Annotated in this window: 17 protein-coding genes; 8 read left to right on the forward strand and 9 right to left on the reverse strand. The window is 65.0% G+C overall.

Features of this window, described 5'->3' with window-relative positions; all coding sequences use genetic code 11:
* Window positions 1–78: 78 nt before the first annotated feature.
* Both ACNJYB_RS23625 and ACNJYB_RS23630 read right to left on the reverse strand, forming a co-directional pair.
* Window positions 79–363, reverse strand: coding sequence for a twin-arginine translocation signal domain-containing protein (locus tag ACNJYB_RS23625; protein WP_439368760.1), 285 nt, complete (start codon window positions 361–363; stop codon window positions 79–81).
* Between the two features lie 204 nt (window positions 364–567).
* The gene (locus tag ACNJYB_RS23630) at window positions 568–882 is read right to left on the reverse strand and encodes a hypothetical protein (protein ID WP_439368761.1); all 315 of its coding nucleotides are present in this window, start codon (window positions 880–882) and stop codon (window positions 568–570) included.
* Window positions 883–987: 105 nt separating this feature from the next.
* Between ACNJYB_RS23630 and ACNJYB_RS23635 the strand changes: the two genes are divergently transcribed.
* Window positions 988–2,946, forward strand: a complete 1,959-nt coding sequence (locus tag ACNJYB_RS23635) for an alpha/beta hydrolase domain-containing protein (RefSeq protein ID WP_439368763.1) — start codon at window positions 988–990, stop codon at window positions 2,944–2,946.
* A gap of 255 nt (window positions 2,947–3,201) precedes the next feature.
* Entirely contained in the window at window positions 3,202–3,354 is a 153-nt protein-coding gene (locus ACNJYB_RS23640; RefSeq protein WP_439368764.1) for a hypothetical protein, read from the forward strand.
* A 22-nt stretch (window positions 3,355–3,376) separates the two neighbouring features.
* Here the strand turns inward: ACNJYB_RS23640 and ACNJYB_RS23645 are convergent, their stop codons facing one another.
* Together ACNJYB_RS23645 and ACNJYB_RS23650 are read right to left on the reverse strand one after the other, a co-directional pair.
* Window positions 3,377–3,724: a hypothetical protein gene (locus tag ACNJYB_RS23645; protein ID WP_439368765.1), complete on the reverse strand. Its 348-nt coding sequence runs from the start codon at window positions 3,722–3,724 to the stop codon at window positions 3,377–3,379.
* A 95-nt stretch (window positions 3,725–3,819) separates the two neighbouring features.
* Window positions 3,820–5,352, reverse strand: a complete 1,533-nt coding sequence (locus ACNJYB_RS23650) for an acyl-CoA carboxylase subunit beta (RefSeq protein ID WP_439368766.1) — start codon at window positions 5,350–5,352, stop codon at window positions 3,820–3,822.
* A 139-nt stretch (window positions 5,353–5,491) separates the two neighbouring features.
* On the opposite strand from ACNJYB_RS23650, the gene ACNJYB_RS23655 reads away from it, so the two are divergent.
* Both ACNJYB_RS23655 and ACNJYB_RS23660 read left to right on the forward strand, forming a co-directional pair.
* Entirely contained in the window at window positions 5,492–5,896 is a 405-nt protein-coding gene (locus ACNJYB_RS23655; RefSeq protein WP_130369898.1) for a DUF4260 domain-containing protein, read from the forward strand.
* A gap of 106 nt (window positions 5,897–6,002) precedes the next feature.
* The gene (locus ACNJYB_RS23660; protein ID WP_439368767.1) at window positions 6,003–6,995 is read left to right on the forward strand and encodes a dienelactone hydrolase family protein; all 993 of its coding nucleotides are present in this window, start codon (window positions 6,003–6,005) and stop codon (window positions 6,993–6,995) included.
* A 159-nt stretch (window positions 6,996–7,154) separates the two neighbouring features.
* Here ACNJYB_RS23660 and ACNJYB_RS23665 read toward each other — a convergent pair whose 3' ends face one another.
* The 4 genes from ACNJYB_RS23665 to ACNJYB_RS23680 all read right to left on the reverse strand — a co-directional run bounded on the left by ACNJYB_RS23665 (window position 7,155) and on the right by ACNJYB_RS23680 (window position 10,776).
* The gene (locus ACNJYB_RS23665; protein ID WP_439368769.1) at window positions 7,155–7,973 is read right to left on the reverse strand and encodes a penicillin-binding transpeptidase domain-containing protein; all 819 of its coding nucleotides are present in this window, start codon (window positions 7,971–7,973) and stop codon (window positions 7,155–7,157) included.
* A gap of 70 nt (window positions 7,974–8,043) precedes the next feature.
* The gene (locus tag ACNJYB_RS23670; RefSeq protein ID WP_439368771.1) at window positions 8,044–8,307 is read right to left on the reverse strand and encodes an EscU/YscU/HrcU family type III secretion system export apparatus switch protein; all 264 of its coding nucleotides are present in this window, start codon (window positions 8,305–8,307) and stop codon (window positions 8,044–8,046) included.
* Complete coding sequence (gene fliK / locus ACNJYB_RS23675) at window positions 8,304–9,926, reverse strand: flagellar hook-length control protein FliK (protein WP_439368772.1); 1,623 nt, start codon at window positions 9,924–9,926, stop codon at window positions 8,304–8,306. Before fliK ends, ACNJYB_RS23670 begins: the two co-directional genes overlap by 4 nt.
* A 55-nt stretch (window positions 9,927–9,981) precedes the next feature.
* On the reverse strand, window positions 9,982–10,776 hold the full coding sequence (locus ACNJYB_RS23680) for an ATP12 family chaperone protein (protein ID WP_439368774.1): 795 nt from the start codon (window positions 10,774–10,776) through the stop codon (window positions 9,982–9,984).
* 75 nt (window positions 10,777–10,851) lie between these two features.
* Between ACNJYB_RS23680 and ACNJYB_RS23685 the strand changes: the two genes are divergently transcribed.
* The 4 genes from ACNJYB_RS23685 (at window position 10,852) to ACNJYB_RS23700 (ending at window position 14,866) form a co-directional block, all read left to right on the forward strand.
* On the forward strand, window positions 10,852–11,298 hold the full coding sequence (locus ACNJYB_RS23685) for a hypothetical protein (RefSeq protein ID WP_439368775.1): 447 nt from the start codon (window positions 10,852–10,854) through the stop codon (window positions 11,296–11,298).
* A gap of 157 nt (window positions 11,299–11,455) precedes the next feature.
* Window positions 11,456–12,316, forward strand: a complete 861-nt coding sequence (locus ACNJYB_RS23690) for a tyrosine-type recombinase/integrase (RefSeq protein WP_439368084.1) — start codon at window positions 11,456–11,458, stop codon at window positions 12,314–12,316.
* A 6-nt stretch (window positions 12,317–12,322) separates the two neighbouring features.
* A complete protein-coding gene (locus ACNJYB_RS23695) occupies window positions 12,323–13,504 on the forward strand; it encodes an IS91 family transposase (RefSeq protein WP_439375460.1) in 1,182 nt (393 codons plus the stop codon).
* Between the two features lie 413 nt (window positions 13,505–13,917).
* Window positions 13,918–14,866 (forward strand): IS630 family transposase gene (locus tag ACNJYB_RS23700; protein ID WP_439368321.1). Its coding sequence is split into 2 segments (ribosomal slippage): window positions 13,918–14,253 and window positions 14,255–14,866, totalling 948 coding nucleotides; the frame shifts between segments, so codons are not numbered across the junction.
* Window positions 14,867–14,975: 109 nt separating this feature from the next.
* Here ACNJYB_RS23700 and ACNJYB_RS23705 read toward each other — a convergent pair.
* On the reverse strand, window positions 14,976–16,190 hold the full coding sequence (locus ACNJYB_RS23705) for an RluA family pseudouridine synthase (protein WP_439368776.1): 1,215 nt from the start codon (window positions 16,188–16,190) through the stop codon (window positions 14,976–14,978).
* Window positions 16,191–16,241: the final 51 nt, after the last annotated feature.

The following is a 16,241-nucleotide window of genomic DNA, read 5'->3' on the forward strand; positions in this document are numbered from 1 at the left end:
CGGGAGCGAGACAACAGCCACGAATCGAACGGGGACCGCGATTGCGATCCCCGTCGAAAGCCTGGCCTTGCGCGAAGCCTACCAGTGATGACGGTGCCCGTGCCGGCGACGCCAGCCCCAGTGGCGGTGGCGGCGGCGCCAGCCCCAGTGGCGATGGTGGCCATGCCAATGCACCTGCTCGGGCTTCAGCTGCGCGGCCTCATCGCCGCTGGTGACGGCCGGGTGAGCGTCGGGATTGCCTTCAGGCATCCGGTTCGGACCGACAGGCTGCGGTGATAGCGGCGCAGCGCTCGCGGCAGTAGTGAACGCGGCAGCTCCCGCCGCAGCACCCAATGCAAGTTTCAAAAAGTTCCGACGCTCCATGAGATGTCCTCTAGGCTATCGCGCAAGTGATGCAGGGGAAGTGTCGCGGTCAGGACATGAACCCAAGCTGAATCGCGCATTCAGACTCCTTGCGAAGTGGAATGGCCGTAGGGGGAATGGAGCGCAGCGCAATCCGGGGAACTGTTGCTGCGGATGCACTGTCCCCGATTACGCTGCGCTCGATCCGGGCTACAAAGATCGCAACTACTTCACGAGTTCCTGGGCCAGCACCAGCGTCTCGCGCGAGCGCTTCACGTCGGGCCAGTCGCGGTTGAAGTCGGCCACGAGCTTGTTCAGCGCATCGCCCTTCAGCATCGCATCGAGCTTCGCCTCGTCATCGAACTGATACATCGCCTGGTGCAGCGAGGGATCGTCGAGGCTCCAGAACCGCCAGGCTTTGCTCACGCCGAACGCGTTCACCGCATCGGGCACGTGCTCGGTCTCGTACCATCTGTCGAAGGCGGCGCGCTTGCTCGCATCGGCGACGATGGCGCGGACGACGAAGAAGGCTGCTGGCATCGGATTTCCTCCTGTTGTTTGCCCTCAGGATAGCCGGTAATAATCGCCGCAACAAAAAGCCCGCGTGGCGGAACTTGCCGTCGCGCCAGGCAAGGGAAGGACACCATGCACGGGATCATCTCGGCTCTCATCGCGATCACCTGCCTATGGCCTGCGGCCTCGCCCGCCGAAATCGTCCGCTTCGACATTTTGGAACGCGTGCCCGCCTTCGCCGGAAGAAGTTTCGGCACTGTCGGCACCTATGAGCGCATCACCGCCCGCGCGACCTTCGCGCTTAACCCGTCCGACGACCGCAACGCCGTCATCACCGATCTCGCGCTCGCACCGCGTGGCGCCGACGGCAAGGTCGAAGCCAGTGCCGACGTCGTGATCCTCAGGCCCAGCGATGCCAGCCACGGCAACGGCACGCTGCTGCTGGAAGTCCCCAATCGCGGCCGCAAGCTGGCGCCGCAGCTGTTCGACGATTCCGCACAGCCCGGCGCCAACATCGCGGACAAGGCCGAGGACGCCGGCATCGGCTTCCTGCACCGCCAGGGTTTTACGATGGTCTGGGTCGGCTGGCAGGGCGACATCCCCTCCAAGCCGGGACAACTTGCGATGACGGCACCGGTGATCAAAGCCGTCACCGGCCTCGCGCGCGAAGAAGTGATCTTCGACACCACGATCAATCCCGCGCGCGCGACGCTGACATGGCCCGCCACCGACACCGCCAATCTCAATGTCACCGTACGCGCCGCCTGGGCCGACGCGCGACAGACGCCATCAGGCCTCACGGCAAGGCTGATCGATCCCTCGACAGTGGAGATCACCAGACCCGAGGGCTTCGATGCCGGCGCGCTCTACGAGATCACCTACACCGCGCGCGATCCGGTGCCGCTCGGCATGGGCTTTGCGGCCGTGCGCGATGTCGTCAGCTTCCTCCGCCACGACGAAACGCAAGCGAACCCGCTGCTCAATGGCCTGCATCCCTCCGTCAGCCGCGCCATCGGCTTCGGCGTCTCGCAGTCCGGCCGTTTCCTGCGCGACTTTCTCTATCTCGGCTTCAACGAGGATCTCCAGGGCCGCACCGTGTTCGACGGATTGATGCCGCATGTCGCAGGCACGCGGCGCATGGCGACCAATGTCCGCTTCGGCCAGCCCGGCCGCAATCCGCGCCATCCGCAGGATCCGGCGTGGCAGGCCGATCTGTTCCCGTTCACCTATGCGACGTTGAGTGATCCCTATTCCGGCAAGACCGACGGTCTGTTGCGGCGCTGTTCGCTCTCGGCCACCTGTCCGAAGGTGATGCAGACCGACAGCGAGCACGAATGGTGGGCCTCACACGCCTCGCTGCTGGTCACCGATCTCGCCGGCAACCATCTCGACCTCCCCGACAACGTCCGCGCCTACATGATAACGGGCACACCGCATTTCGCCGAAGCTGGGGAGATCATGCGCAAGGGCCTGCCGGCGATGTCGCTGCCGCAGAACCCGATGCATGCGGGCATGCCGATGCGCGCGCTCCTCACCGATCTCAACGCCTGGATCAGCGACGGCATCAAACCGCCCGCAAGCCGCATCCCCATGCGTGCCCACGGCACGCTGGTGCCGGCGCCAGGCGCGGTGCCGACCGACATCCCCGGCCTGCCCTACGCCGGGATCCACACGTTCGCCGTCTTCTCCGACCAGAGCGTGCTGCCGCCCAAGGAGATCGGCCGCTATCCCGTGTTCGTGCCGAAGGCGGACATTGACGGCATGGCCATATCAGGCATCCGCCAGCTTGCGCTCGCCGTGCCGCGCGCGACCTACACCGCCTGGAATCCGCGCGCGCCAGGGTTTGGCCCAACCGCGCTCTATCCGCTGCAAGGTGCGATGGTGCCGTTCGCACCGACCGAGGCGGCGCGGAAGGAAGTGCACGATCCCAGGCCGTCGATTGCGGAGCGATATGCGGATGATGGGGCGTATGTGGCGGCTGTGAAACGTGAGGCGGCTCGGCAGGTGGCGGAACGCCTGCTGCTTCCGGAAGATGCGGAGCGCGCGGTCGAGGCCGCGAAGCAAGGGAAGTTGGCGAAGCTCGGGCAGTGAGCGAAACGTTGCGATCGTAGGGATGGCGGACGTGCTGCGCCCGGTCTCGTTTCGACGGGCTCAGGGACCATCCGGCCTGCCGCGCCTATCTCGCGCGCGCCACCGCCGCCCCGCTTCATCTAGGCCCGCGCGGACCAGATGGCCCATTTCGCCGCGGCGGATGCAAGACGCGGAGTGTGATGCGCCTCACACAAACAATCCAGCGGCCGGCATACAGTCGCCACCACCGGAACGACGCCATTCGCAAGGTGACACATGGTCCGCATCGAATATCTCAAGCAACAGATCGCCCGCGCCGAACGGCTGGCCAAAGCCATCCTCGACCGGCAGACCGCCGAGCGGCTCCAAGCCTTCGCCGCCGCTTGCCGCACGGAATTGTCGGAGCTGACGCTCAAGTCCGCCGCGTGAGGCGTGGGTGACGCTGGATGCGTCACACCAGCTTCAAGGGTGCATCGGCGACGACCCTGAGGTCGATGCTGCCGATCAACGCCGAACGTCGCGCCTCCGCAGCACCGATGGCCTCGTCCGTCTGCCGCAGCGTGCTGACGTTCGAGCCGAGCGAGACGATCCCGCCCAGCACCAGTGCGATTGATCCAAGCGCGGCGGTGTGACCGAAGCCAAACAGACCGAGGATCGTAACCAACAGCAGCGCTGCCCCGCCAGCGATGGCGATCTTGGACGCCAGGATGTACTTGCGGCAGCGCTCGGCGATCTCGGCGAGCCGCTCGATCCGATCTTCGATCTCGGAGATTTCGTCGGTTGGATCGTCTTCGGTCATTGGATCGAGGATGTCAAATCAGAAGGAGCCAGAAGCCCGCATGAGCGAAACGATATGCGCACCCTGTCGCTTTCGCTCATCCGGGCTACGCTATCTCACAACGGCAAATTGTCGTGCTTCTTCGCCGGCATTTCCGTTTTCTTGTCCTTGAGCATCGCCAGCGCGCGAGCGATGCGCTTTCTCGTCGAGTGCGGCATGATGACGTCGTCGATGTAGCCGCGCTCGGCGGCGATGAAGGGCGACAGGAAGCGATCTTCGTATTCCTTGGTGCGGGCGGCGATCTTGTCGGGATCGCCGATGTCGCTGCGGAAAATGATCTCGACCGCGCCCTTGGCGCCCATCACCGCGATCTGGGCGGTCGGCCAGGCGTAGTTCATGTCGGCGCCGATTTCCTTGGAGGCCATGACGTCGAAGGCGCCGCCATAGGCCTTGCGGGTGATGACGGTGACGAGCGGCACAGTGCACTGCGAATAGGCGAACAGCAATTTTGCGCCGTGCTTGATCAGGCCGCCATATTCCTGCGCGGTGCCCGGCAGGAAGCCCGGCACGTCGACGAAGGTGACGATCGGGATGTTGAAGGCGTCGCAGAAGCGGACGAAGCGCGCCGCCTTCCGCGAGGCGTCGCTGTCGAGCACGCCGGCCAGCACCATCGGCTGGTTGGCGACGAAGCCGACGGTGCGGCCGGCGATGCGGCCGAAGCCGGTGACGATGTTCTTGGCGAAGGCTTCGGCGATCTCGAAGAAGTCGCCCTCGTCCACGACCTTCAGGATCAGCTCCTTCATGTCGTAGGGCTTGTTCGGATTGTCGGGGATCAGCGTGTCCAGGGATTCATCGAGGCGCTCGATCGAATCGAAGCTCGGCCATTCCGGCACGCCGTCGGTGTTGTTGGAAGGCAGGAAGTCGATCAGGCGCCGCATCTGCAAGAGCGTCTCGACGTCGTTCTCGAAGGCGCCGTCGGCGATCGAGGAGCGCGTGGCGTGCACCGAGGCGCCGCCGAGCTCTTCCGCCGTGACGACCTCATTGGTGACGGTCTTCACGACGTCCGGGCCAGTGACGAACATGTAGCTGGTGTTCTTCACCATGAAGATGAAGTCGGTCATCGCCGGCGAATAGACGTCGCCGCCGGCGCAGGGGCCCATGATGACGGAGATCTGCGGGATCACGCCGGAGGCCAGCACGTTGCGGCGGAACACGTAGGAATAGCCGGCGAGCGCAGCGACGCCTTCCTGGATGCGGGCGCCGCCCGCGTCATAGAGGCCGATGATGGGCGCACGCGCCTTCATCGCCATGTCCTGGAGTTTCGTGATCTTCAGCGCGTGGGTCTCGGACAGCGAGCCGCCGAACACCGTGAAGTCCTTGGCGAAGACGAACGTCTTGCGACCGTTGACGGTGCCCCATCCCGTGACGACGCCGTCGCCGGGCACCTTGGTCTTGTCCATGCCGAACTCGGTGGAGCGGTGCTCGACGAACATGTCGAACTCCTCGAACGATCCCTTGTCGAGCAGGAGCTCGATGCGCTCGCGCGCGGTCAGCTTGCCGCGGGCGTGCTGCGCTTCGATGCGCTTCTCCCCGCCGCCGAGCTTTGCGCCGGCACGACGATCTTCAAGGGCGTCCAGGATGTGTTTCATTTGCTCCCGCCAGGTCTTAAGTGATGCGGGGTTCTAACACGGCATTTTGCGGACCGGAAAGCCGCTTTCGCCGTCGCAGGGCTGCCCTGCCGTAGCGGGAAAGCGCAAGGGATTACAAAGTTTTGTCCGGGAGAGGAGCATGACGGAAGGAACGGCCGAGACGGGCGCCGCGACAGGCGGCGTCAACATCCTGCTGCGGCTGGAGGGCCTGACCCTGTTCGCCGGCATGGTGATGCTCTACTGGGCCTGGGACGGGTCGTGGCTGGTGTTTGCCCTGCTGTTCTTCGTGCCCGATCTGAGCTTCCTGGCATACCTGTCCGACGCCAAATTCGGAGCGATGGTCTACAACGCCGCCCACAGCTACATGGCGCCGGTGGCGCTGCTGACGCTCGGCTTCGGCCTTGCCTCGCCCCTCACGCTATCCATCGCCTTGATCTGGCTCGCCCATATCGGCATCGACCGGGCGCTCGGCTACGGCCTGAAATATTCCGCGGGCTTCGGCTTCACCCATCTCGGCCGGATCGGGCGGCAGAGGGACGCCTGATCCGGCCCGCAAGATTGCCGCGCCGACCGGTTGGCCGGCTTTCGCGCGTCAAATTGACAGCGCACAGGCCCGTTGCTCTACTCTCCGAAAAACAGGGGAGGACCTGATGCCGACGGCATTCCGCGCCGCCATGGTGCTCATTGCGCTCTGCGTTTCCAGCGTGCTCGCCAATGCGCAGGCGCTTCCCAAGGAAGTCGCAACGCGCGCCGAGATCTACCCGATCTCCTCGCTCACCCTCTCCGATCAGCAATTTTTGAGCGGCGATGCAGCCGCGGGCAAGGCAGTGACGGTTGCCGGTGAATTCCGCGTTGCCCAGGGCACGGGCAAGCTGCCGGTCGTAGTGCTGATGCACGGCTCCAGCGGTGTCGGCGCCACCACCGAGGCCTGGGTGCACACGTTCAATGCCATGGGCATCTCGACCTTCGTGATCGACGGTTTTACCGGACGCGGGCTGACGGTGGTGGGACCGAACCAGGCCCTGCTCGGCCGGCTCAACCTGATCGTCGACATCTACCGCTCGCTGGAGATCCTGGCGAAGCACCCGCGGGTCGACCCCGACCGCATCGTGCTGATGGGTTTTTCGCGCGGCGGACAGGCGACGCTGTATGCGAGCCTCGAGCGCTTCAACAAGCTCTGGAACAAGTCCGGCATCCAGCTCGCAGCGTACATCCCGTTCTATCCGGATTGCTCGACGACCTATGTTGGCGACACCGACGTCGCGGCGCGCCCGATCCGCATCTTCCACGGCACGCCCGACGACTACAATCCCGTCAGGAGCTGCAAGGCCTTCGTCGAGCGGCTCAAGAGCGCCGGGCGCGACGTGGTGCTGACCGAATATCCCGACAGCGCGCACGGGTTCGACAGCGGCCTGCTCGGCGTCAATACCGTTGCGGTCTCCGCCAACGCGCAGACCGTGCGCAACTGCAAGATCAGGGAAGGCGACGGCGGCGTGCTGATGAACGGCGATACGAATGCGCCCTTCACCTACAAGGATTCCTGCGTCGAGCTCAATCCGCATGTCGGCGGCAATCCGGCGACCGCCGCGGAGTCGCGCAAGGCGGTGGAGGAGTTCTTGCAGGTGTTGTTCAAGCTGGGATGACTGCCTGCTCCACACGCGCCGCCGTGGAGTGGGCAAAAGCGCCGCATACTCCGTCATTGCGAGCACAGCGAAGCAATCCAGGGTCTTTCCGCGGCAGCAGTCTGGATTGCTACGTCGCAAGAGCTCCTCGCAATGACGGTGGGCCGGGCGGCGACAGCGCTATATCGCGCCGATCTCGGCGAGGCAGGCTTGCGTCAGCGGCATGCGCTCGCCGACAAGGCGAGGCTCCCCGCAATCCATGTTGAGCGCGAACACGGTATGCGCCTCGCCCTTTTCCGCCCAGCCGACCATCCAGCCGAGCGACGGCTCGCCGCGCTCGGCGCCAAGCAGGCCGGACTTGGCGCGGATGATGCTGTCGCCGACCTTGGTCACCGGCAGGATGTCGGCGACGAGGTCCTGACTGCGCTTTGAGATCGGCAGCGCGCGGCGGCGCAGACGGTCGACGAAGTCGATCTGCTCGACCGGATCGATGCGCAAATTGCCCGTGAGCCAGAACTGATCGATGCCGCCGCCGATGTCGCGATTGCCGTAGTCGAACGCGTCGACATATTTTTGCATGCGCTCCTGCCCGATGCGGCGCGCGATCTCCTGATAGACCGGCACCGCGCTCACCGCGATCGCGCTGCGCAGCGTGTGATCCTTGTTCCAGGCCTCGATCGGCCGCTTGACGCCGTCCCAGGGAAGCACGTCCTTGTCGGGATCAGTGACGACACCGGTCTCCAGCGCAATCAGCGAGTTCGGAATCTTGAAGGTCGAGGCCGGCAGCTTCCCCTCGCCCGAGCGCTCCTTGTCGCTGGCGACGATCAGATAATCCTCGACCTTGTAGCCGACGAAGGTACCTGATGTGCCGAGGTCGGTGAAACGTTTTGCAAGGCTGTCGCGGATCTCGTTGCGCGGCGGCGCGACATGGGCGAGCGCGCGTGATGGCAGGGTGGCGGCTGCGGCGAGAAGGCAGAGGGTGGAGCGGCGGGTGAGCAAGATTGGGTGACCGTTGAACGATGAAGGCACGCGCGACCATGCAGCCGCTACGTGGTGAAACGATGACAGGCTATCTCGCCCGGCCCGAGAGCCGCAGCACGAACACCAGCACTTCCGCAACCGCCTTGTAGAGATCCGGCGGGATCTCCTCGCCGAGCTCGACCTTGGAGAGCGCACCGGCCAAAACTTCGTTCTCCTCGATCGGGATGTCGTTGGCTTTCGCGATCTCGACGATCTTTTCGCCGATCGTGCCCTTGCCCTTGGCGACGACGACGGGCGCGCCAGATCCCTTCTCGTAATGCAGCGCGATCGCGAGCCTGGATGGATCGCTCATGTGGCGCGGTCCAGGAAATGGCCGACGCGGGCCGGCGCCGGCTGCGGCGGGGTGCCGTCGCGCACCACGATGTCGCCGGGCTTGAGCTCCGCGCGCGTCAGCGCCTGATTGAGTTCGCCGATGCCGGCGCGGAGTTGCTGCGCGGTGGCCGGCCGCTCCGCCCACATCCGCACGAAGGTCTTGTCGCCGTTCAGCGTGATCAGCGCGTGCACGGGCCCGGCCGGCTCGACATTGAGCGTGAAGCGCGCACGCCAGGCGCGCCTGGCGGGATCGGCAGATTCACTGCCGCCGTCGCGCGAGATCTCGAACTGCGCCATCGCGGTGCCCTGCGGGGTCGCGAGCGGGATCTCGAAATTCCACTGCGGCCCGGTCGGATCGACGCGGTGACCGCTGGCGTTGGTGCGATCGGGGAGCGAGGCGACCTGCAACAACGTCTGCCGCGCGATCGCGGCATCGGTGTCATCGAGCAGGCGATGCACCGTTGCGGAGAGGGGTGTATCGGGCGCGAGCGACGGCGCGGCAATGGCCTGCGGCGCCGGCAGCGCGCCGCGGAACGGTGGTGGTGTGGTCGCGCGCGCGGCGGCCTCGAAGATGTGGCCATCCGGCACGGCCTTGTTGGAGCCCGGCACTTTGCCGAGCATGCGCGGCAGGTTCTGCGTGACCTCTTGCAGCAGGCTCGCGGCAACGCCTGCGGACATGGTTCGCGGCGCCGGGCCTGGCGGATTGCCGCCCGCCATCTCGGCCAGCACGGCGGCGGCAAGCGCGCCCCGCGACGATTGCATCGGTTGGGTGATCTGCGCTTCGGGCGACGGCAATACTGCGTGCGTGGCCTCACTTGCCGGCGGAGCTGCGGAAGCTGCGGCCTGTGGCGTGGCCGCGACACTCCTCGGCGCAGCGCCTTGCGCCGGCGCCTGCGGCACGGTGGTCTCAAGAGTGGCCAGTGTCTGGCGCAGCACCAGCAGCGCGGCCTTCAGGTCCGGCGTCGCGCCAGCAGACGGCGTTGTGCCCGCGGCCAATGAGGCTTCGAGGAAGAGCCCGGACTTCTGGAACGCGGATTCGATATCGCCGCCATCGAGCGCGATGTTGAGCGGCGTCTGCTGCGCGAGCACGTGGAGCATCGCCTGCTTCAAGCCCGCTGGCAAATCGCTGCCGGTGACGACGGAGGCGAGATTGGCGAACAGCGGCGCCTGGCTGCCCTGTTTCGTGACGGCCTCGGCCGAAGCGGCAGTGACGGCGACCTGCTCGGACGGGGTCAGGGTATTGCGCACCGCGACTGCCAACGGCGCAAGCGGCGCGCTGTCCACCAGCGAAGCCGCCCGCGGCGTCAGCGTGATCTGATCGGCAGTCGCCTCGCCTGCCCCGTTCATCATGGCGAGTCCGATCGTGCCGTCGTTCTGCGAGACCGCGAGCTGGAGGTTTTGCCCCGGCGTCAGCGCCACCGCCGACATCACGTCCATGGACACGTTGGCGATCGCGATCCGCACCAGATTGTCGGCCATCACGCTGACGACCCTGGCATCGACGACGCTGCCGGCCTGGAGCACGAGATCGGGCGTCGCCGCATCAGCCAGGGGGCTGGCGGCACTGACGGGAACGATCGAGCTTATCGGCGTCGGCATCTCAGGGGCCCGGGGACTGCAATTCCCACCCTAAGGCCCCCTCGTAAACCTCTCGTTAAGAACCTTCGGGCGCGGGCGGCGTCACCGCCGCCAGAACCGTCACGGCGGCCTGAAAATCCATAAGGCGGGCAGCGCGGCGGGCGGCCGCTTCCTCGTCAACGCCCCATTGCTCGGCGTTCCAGTCCTCGTCGACATGGGCGGCGGCCCAGACCTGGTCCGCATTGCGCACGCCATGGGCGAGCGCCAACGCCAGCAGCGCCGAGCCGGTCAGGGTGGTCACCATGTGGAGGGCTGCGACCGACCAGGGATCGCCGAGCAGCGCGGCCCGTGCGGCCTTCAGCGCCTCGTCCGGCTGCTTCACATGCATGACGCCCTCGGACAGGATGAAATGCGCCCCCAGCGTCTCCGCAGCCCAGAACAGCACCGGGTCCCAGTGCGCGGCCTCGCGGGCGACCAGCCCTTCGGGATGGCCGGCGCGATAGAACAGCAGGTCGGACTCGAAGTATTTTGCGAGATCGTCGCTGACGAGCGCGACACGATCGATGACGCCCTCGACCACGCTGTTGGCGATCCTGGTCAGCGGCATGGTGACGGGATCGATCGTCTCGCCCTGCGCCGCCCATTCGGCGGCCACAGCATCGGCGAGAGCGCGCGCGGGGATCACCACCTGACGGCCGGACGGCGTGCGGATCGGCTTGCCATCGAGCGTGATGGCAAAACCGCCGTCGGCATCCGCGACGCCGGCCGCCTTGTAGAAGCGCTTACGCAGCGGCGTGCGGGTGGACTGGCGCGCCGATTCCCGGGGATCCGGCGGGGGCTGGCTTGCCGCTTCTTCGAACAATTCGCGCATGTGAGTTTTCGGTCCCGGTCACTGGATGCTAGGCTTGTAAGATAAGACCGGTGGCCGATAAAGCGAGCGGCGGGCATGCGGGAACTTGCGGGCATTGGGGCCGTGTTGGCAGGATTTTGGCTGGCCGCGGCCGAGGCCGGCTTCCGCAGCCCGGAATCGCTGGTCCGCAACGTCTACGCCCATTACGGCGAAGGCGCGCCGGAGCTGTCGAAGGGCCTGCCACGCGACGCCGTGACCGCCCGCCAGTTCTTCGATCCGCCGCTGCGCAGGGCCTGGAGCGCGCCGAGAATCGAGCCGTACGATTTCCTGGTGCAGAGCCCGAGCTGGAAGCTCGGCGCGGTCGCGATCGCAGTCGTCCGCAGGCAATACGACAAGACCTATGTCGCGGCGAATTTCGACAATCATGGCCGCCGGGTGGTGCTGAACTTCGTCCTGGTCAACGGCCCCGAGGGTTGGCTGATCACGGATGTCGAGAGCCCGCACGATTCTTTGCGGATGTTTCTGGAGCAGTTTCGGAATTGAGGGCGTGAACCACTAGAGCGGTTCACGGATTTATTGAATCGGAAGGGATTGAACGAAGCCGCTGGCGCGGCATGTAGGGAGGCATAGCAAGGATTGCCTCCTGTCTGAGAGGATTGCGGGTTTTCGAAGCCCAACCCTTTAGACAGGAGGTTTTCCGATGGCTGAGATCAGCCCACTTCGCCGCCGCATGATCGAGGACATGACGGTCCGCAATCTGTCACCGGCGACGCAGCAATCCTACCTCAACGCCGTAGCGAAGTTGAGCCGATATTTCGGTCGTTCTCCTGACCGCCTCGACCTGGAGGATATCCGTGCTTTCCAGGTTCATCTGGTTGCGACGGGGATGTCCTGGCCGGCGCTGAACCAGATCGTCTGCGCACTGCGGTTTTTCTACGGTGTGACGCTGGGTCATGACACCGTTCCGGAGCGCATCGCCTATGCGCGTAAACCGCGCAAACTGCCGGTGGTGCTGAGCGCCGACGAGGTCGTGCGCTTCCTGGAAGCAATCCCAAGCCTCAAGAGCCGTACCGCGCTGACCACCGTCTATGCCGCAGGCTTGCGCGTATCGGAAGTGGTCCTCTTGAAGGTTGTCGACATTGATAGCCAGCGGATGTTGATCCGGGTCGAGCACGGCAAGGGCGGCAAGGACCGTTACGTTATGCTCTCGCCGCAGCTTTTGAGGATTCTGCGGACGTATTGGCGGCTCACTCGGCCCAAACGATGGCTATTTCCCGGCCGCGACGACGAGCGTCCGCTCGTCCCTAACGTGCTGCACGCCGCCTGCCGTTCAGCCTGTACGGCGGCCGGCTTGAGCAAGTCGGTGACAGTGCATACGCTGCGGCACACATTCGCGACCCATCTCCTGGAGAACGGGGCCGACGTGCGCATCATCCAGGTGCTGCTCGGCCATGCCAGTCTGCAGAGCACGGCGCGCTATACCCAAGTCGCCACAAAGACCATCAGCAATACGCCAAGTCCGCTTGACCGGCTCCGCCTGGAGGTCGTGCCGCCCGGCTGAGCGGACCTGATGACTCCAGTTCTGGAAGTGGCGGATATCTTCCGCCGCCACGGCGAAGCGTTTCGGCAAGCTCGTGCCGGACATCTGGGTCGCGTCGAGCGGCGCGTCATGGGCGCGATCACGGCATGCCGGACGGCTGTGCTTGGCGGCCACATCGAGCAATGCGACGACTGCGGTGCCACCCGGATCGCCTACAACTCCTGTCGCAATCGGCATTGCCCGAAGTGCCAAGGCTCGGCGCGCGCGCAATGGCTTGCCGAGCGACAATCCGAACTCCTTCCCGTGCCATACTTCCACGTCGTCTTCACCTTGCCGGCGCCGGCCAGAGAGATTGCTTTCCAGAACAAGGCGGTGGTCTATGCCATTCTGTTCCGCTGCGCGGCCGAGACGCTCACCACCATCGCGGCCGACCCCAAGCATCTCGGCGCTCAGCTCGGTCTGACCGCCGTCCTCCATACTTGGGGTCAAACCCTGCAACACCATCCGCATATCCACTGCGTCGTGCCTGGTGGTGGACCTTCACTCGACGGCACACACTGGGTCGCTTGCCGGCCCGGCTTCTTCCTGCCGGTGCGCGTCCTCTCCAGGCTGTTCCGCCGCCTGTTTCTGCAAGAGCTGCAAGCTGCCTTCGCGGCTGGCCAGTTGGGCTTCTTTGGCGATCTCGCCCGTCTCGCCGATCCCGCCGCATTCGCCGAGCGCCTCGCTCAACTTCGATGGACCGACTGGGTCGTCTATGCCAAGCCGCCATTCGGTGGGCCCGAACAGGTGCTGGCTTATCTCGGCCGCTATACGCATCGCGTCGCCATCGCCAACAGTAGGCTGATCTCGCTTGCCGACGGCAAGGTGAGCTTTGCCTGGAAGGACTATCGGCAGAATCGTAAAACCAAAGTGATGACGCTTAAGGCCGATGAGTTCATTCGTCGCTTTCTCCTGCACACCCTGCCGGACAGCTTCCACCGCATCCGCCACTATGGTTTCCTCGCCAATGGCGGACGCAACGATAAAATCGCTTTCTGCCGTCAACTCCTTGCTGTCCGCAACGCTCCGACTGATCAAGAAGCCGGCGCCGATCCCCTCACCAAATGCGAGATCCCCGTCTGCCCGCATTGTGGCGGCACCATGCGGCGCGTCGATATCGTCCCGCGAGCCTGCGCGCGCGACCAGCCGTTTCATTGTGATACGTCATGACCAGCGTCTGTACCATCCACCCCTTCCGTAATCACCTTCTTGGTGGCAACGTCCGAAGTCGCCGTGGCCGCGCTCGTCACCGAACACCCCGCCAATCGTTCGGTAGCGCATCCCAGCGCTGCAAATCGCTCGCTGGATCGCGCCCTTGGCCCGATCAATCGGGCCCCTCACATCCGATGAATGACTCGCGGACGCGCGGCGACCACAGGCGAGCGTTCCCCGCAGCCGCACCCGCTGCACTATTCCCATAGCGCCCACAACTCCGCAGCTTCGTTCAATCCGGCTTCTATGAGGTCGCACGCACCACAGAGCGCGCGGCTCGCGCCTGCCACGCGACCTCACAGAACCCTCAAGATTCCGGGTCTGGGACGAATATGATTCAAGATGCTGGCTGGGCTGGAGGCCAGCATCCGATGGTCCGACCAATTTCCAACGATTTGCGTAAGCGTGCGGTATCCGCTGTTGCCAAAGGTGAGAGCTGCCGATCTGTGGCGGAACGGTTTGGCGTTGCTGTCTCGTCAGTTGTGAAGTGGTCACAGCGTTATCGAACGACCGGCTCGGTAGCGCCTGGCAAGATGGGTGGTCACCGCAAGCCTGTGCTTGATCCGCACCGCGCCTTCATCGTCGAGCGGATCACTCAGACGCCGCACCTGACGCTGCATGGTCTGAAGGCGGAACTGGCAGCCCGTGGGGTCAAGGTCTCACACAATGCGGTCTGGCTGTTCCTGCGCCGGGAAGGGCTGCGGTTCAAAAAAAACACTGTTCGCCCTCGAACAGGCTCGCGCCGACGTCTCTCGTAGGCGCTTGCGTTGGCGAGCCTGGCAGGCCGGGCTCGATCCGGGCCGGCTCGTCTTCATCGATGAGACCTGGATCAAGACCAACATGGCCCCTTTGCGAGGCTGGGGACCCAAAGGGGCGCGCCTGCGCGGCTTCGCTCCGCACGGTCACTGGCGTACCCTCACATTCCTCGGCGCGCTCCGCCATGACCAACTCACGGCACCCTGCGTCTTCGATGGCCCGATCAACGGTGAATGCTTCCGTGGTTACGTAAAGCACATTCTCCTGCCAACCCTGCGTGAAGGCGACATCGTCATTCTCGACAATCTCGGAAGCCATAAGTCGAAAGCCGTCAGGCAAATGATCAAGGCTGCTGGCGCCAGACTCTGGTACCTGCCGCCATACTCGCCCGACCTCAACCCAATCGAACAGGCCTTCTCCAAGATCAAACACTGGATGCGGCAAGCTCAGAAGCGCTCAATCGAGGAGACTTGGCGCCATATCGGTCACCTCGTCCAAGACATCCAGCCTCGCGAATGCGCCAACTACTTCGCCAGCGCCGGTTATGCTTCAATCAAAATGTGAAACGCTCTAGTGTCTCTACACGGTCATTGCGAGCGCAGCAAAGCAATCCAGAGTCTCTCCTCGGAGGTAGTCTGGATTGCTTCGCTGCGCTCGCAATGACGGGGCTACCCTACTCCTCCGGCGCGTTCTCGATCGGGTCGAACCGGCTTGCATCGAGCCCCAGCAGATTCCACGACTGCTGCATGTGCGGCGGCAGCGGCGCGGTGGCATCGATCACGCCGCCGCGCGGATGCGGAATGACGATGCGACGCGCGAGCAGATGCAGGCGGTTTTGCAGGCCCCCCGGCAGTTGCCAGTTCTCGATGTTGAAATATTTGGGATCGCCGACGATGGGATGACCGATATGCTCCATGTGGGCGCGCAGCTGATGGGTTCGGCCCGTCACCGGCTTCAGCGACACCCAGGTCAGCTTGTTGCCGGCGGTCTCGACCACGGCATAGTAGGTCACCGCGTGGCTGGCGCCCTCATCGCCATGCTGGGCGATGCGCATGATGGTGTCGTCCTCGCTCTCTTCCTTGGCGAGGAAGGTCGAGATCCGGCCCTGCTTCGGCTTCGGCAGCCCCGGCACCAGCGCCCAATATACTTTTCGCGCCGAACGCGAGCGGAAGGCGCCGGTCAGATGCGAGGCGGCGAAGCGCGTCTTGGCGATCAGGAGACAGCCCGAGGTCTCGCGATCGATGCGGTGCACGAGGCGCGGCTTCTGGCCCTTGGCATCGCGCATCACCTCCAGCATCTGGTCGATGTGCCGTGTCATGCCCGAGCCGCCCTGCACGGCGAGGCCGGCGGGCTTGTTCAGGACGAGGACGTCGTCGTCCTCCCAGATTGTCATCTCCTTCAGCGCCTTGAGCGTCTTCTGCGCGGCTTCCGACAGCTCGCCGACCGCCTTCGGCGCGTCGAGCTTCAGCGGCGGAATGCGGACGCTCTGGCCTTCCTCCAGCCGGTCCTTGCTGTCGACGCGCCTGCCATCGACCCGCAGCTCGCCTTTGCGGACGACGCGCTGGATGTGCGAGAACGACAGGCCGGGAAAGCGCGCCTCGAGGAAGCGGTCGACGCGCATGTTGTTCTCGTCGGCCGTGACCGTGACGGTCTGCACCTTGGTCGGCAGCAGCGCCTCGACCGGCTTCTCCGGCGCAGGCCTTTCCTGGGCGGCTTTGGGCGGCCGCCGCTCGGCACGCTGTCCGGCAAGGCGCGGCGCCTTACTGCCCGGCTTGCCGCCCGGACGCGGTCCGGCCTTCTTTGCGCTACGCGCCTTAAATGGGCGGGCGTCATCGCGCTCGTCACGCGAACGGGGCCTTGGATTCATTCTCTTGATGCGGCGGCTCATGAATGCCTGCGTACCCTAAAAGCGGCCTTCCGTCACGGCGAAATGGCCGCC

It is taken from the genome of Bradyrhizobium sp. SMVTL-02 (assembly GCF_051853005.1).
GTDB lineage: Bacteria > Pseudomonadota > Alphaproteobacteria > Rhizobiales > Xanthobacteraceae > Bradyrhizobium.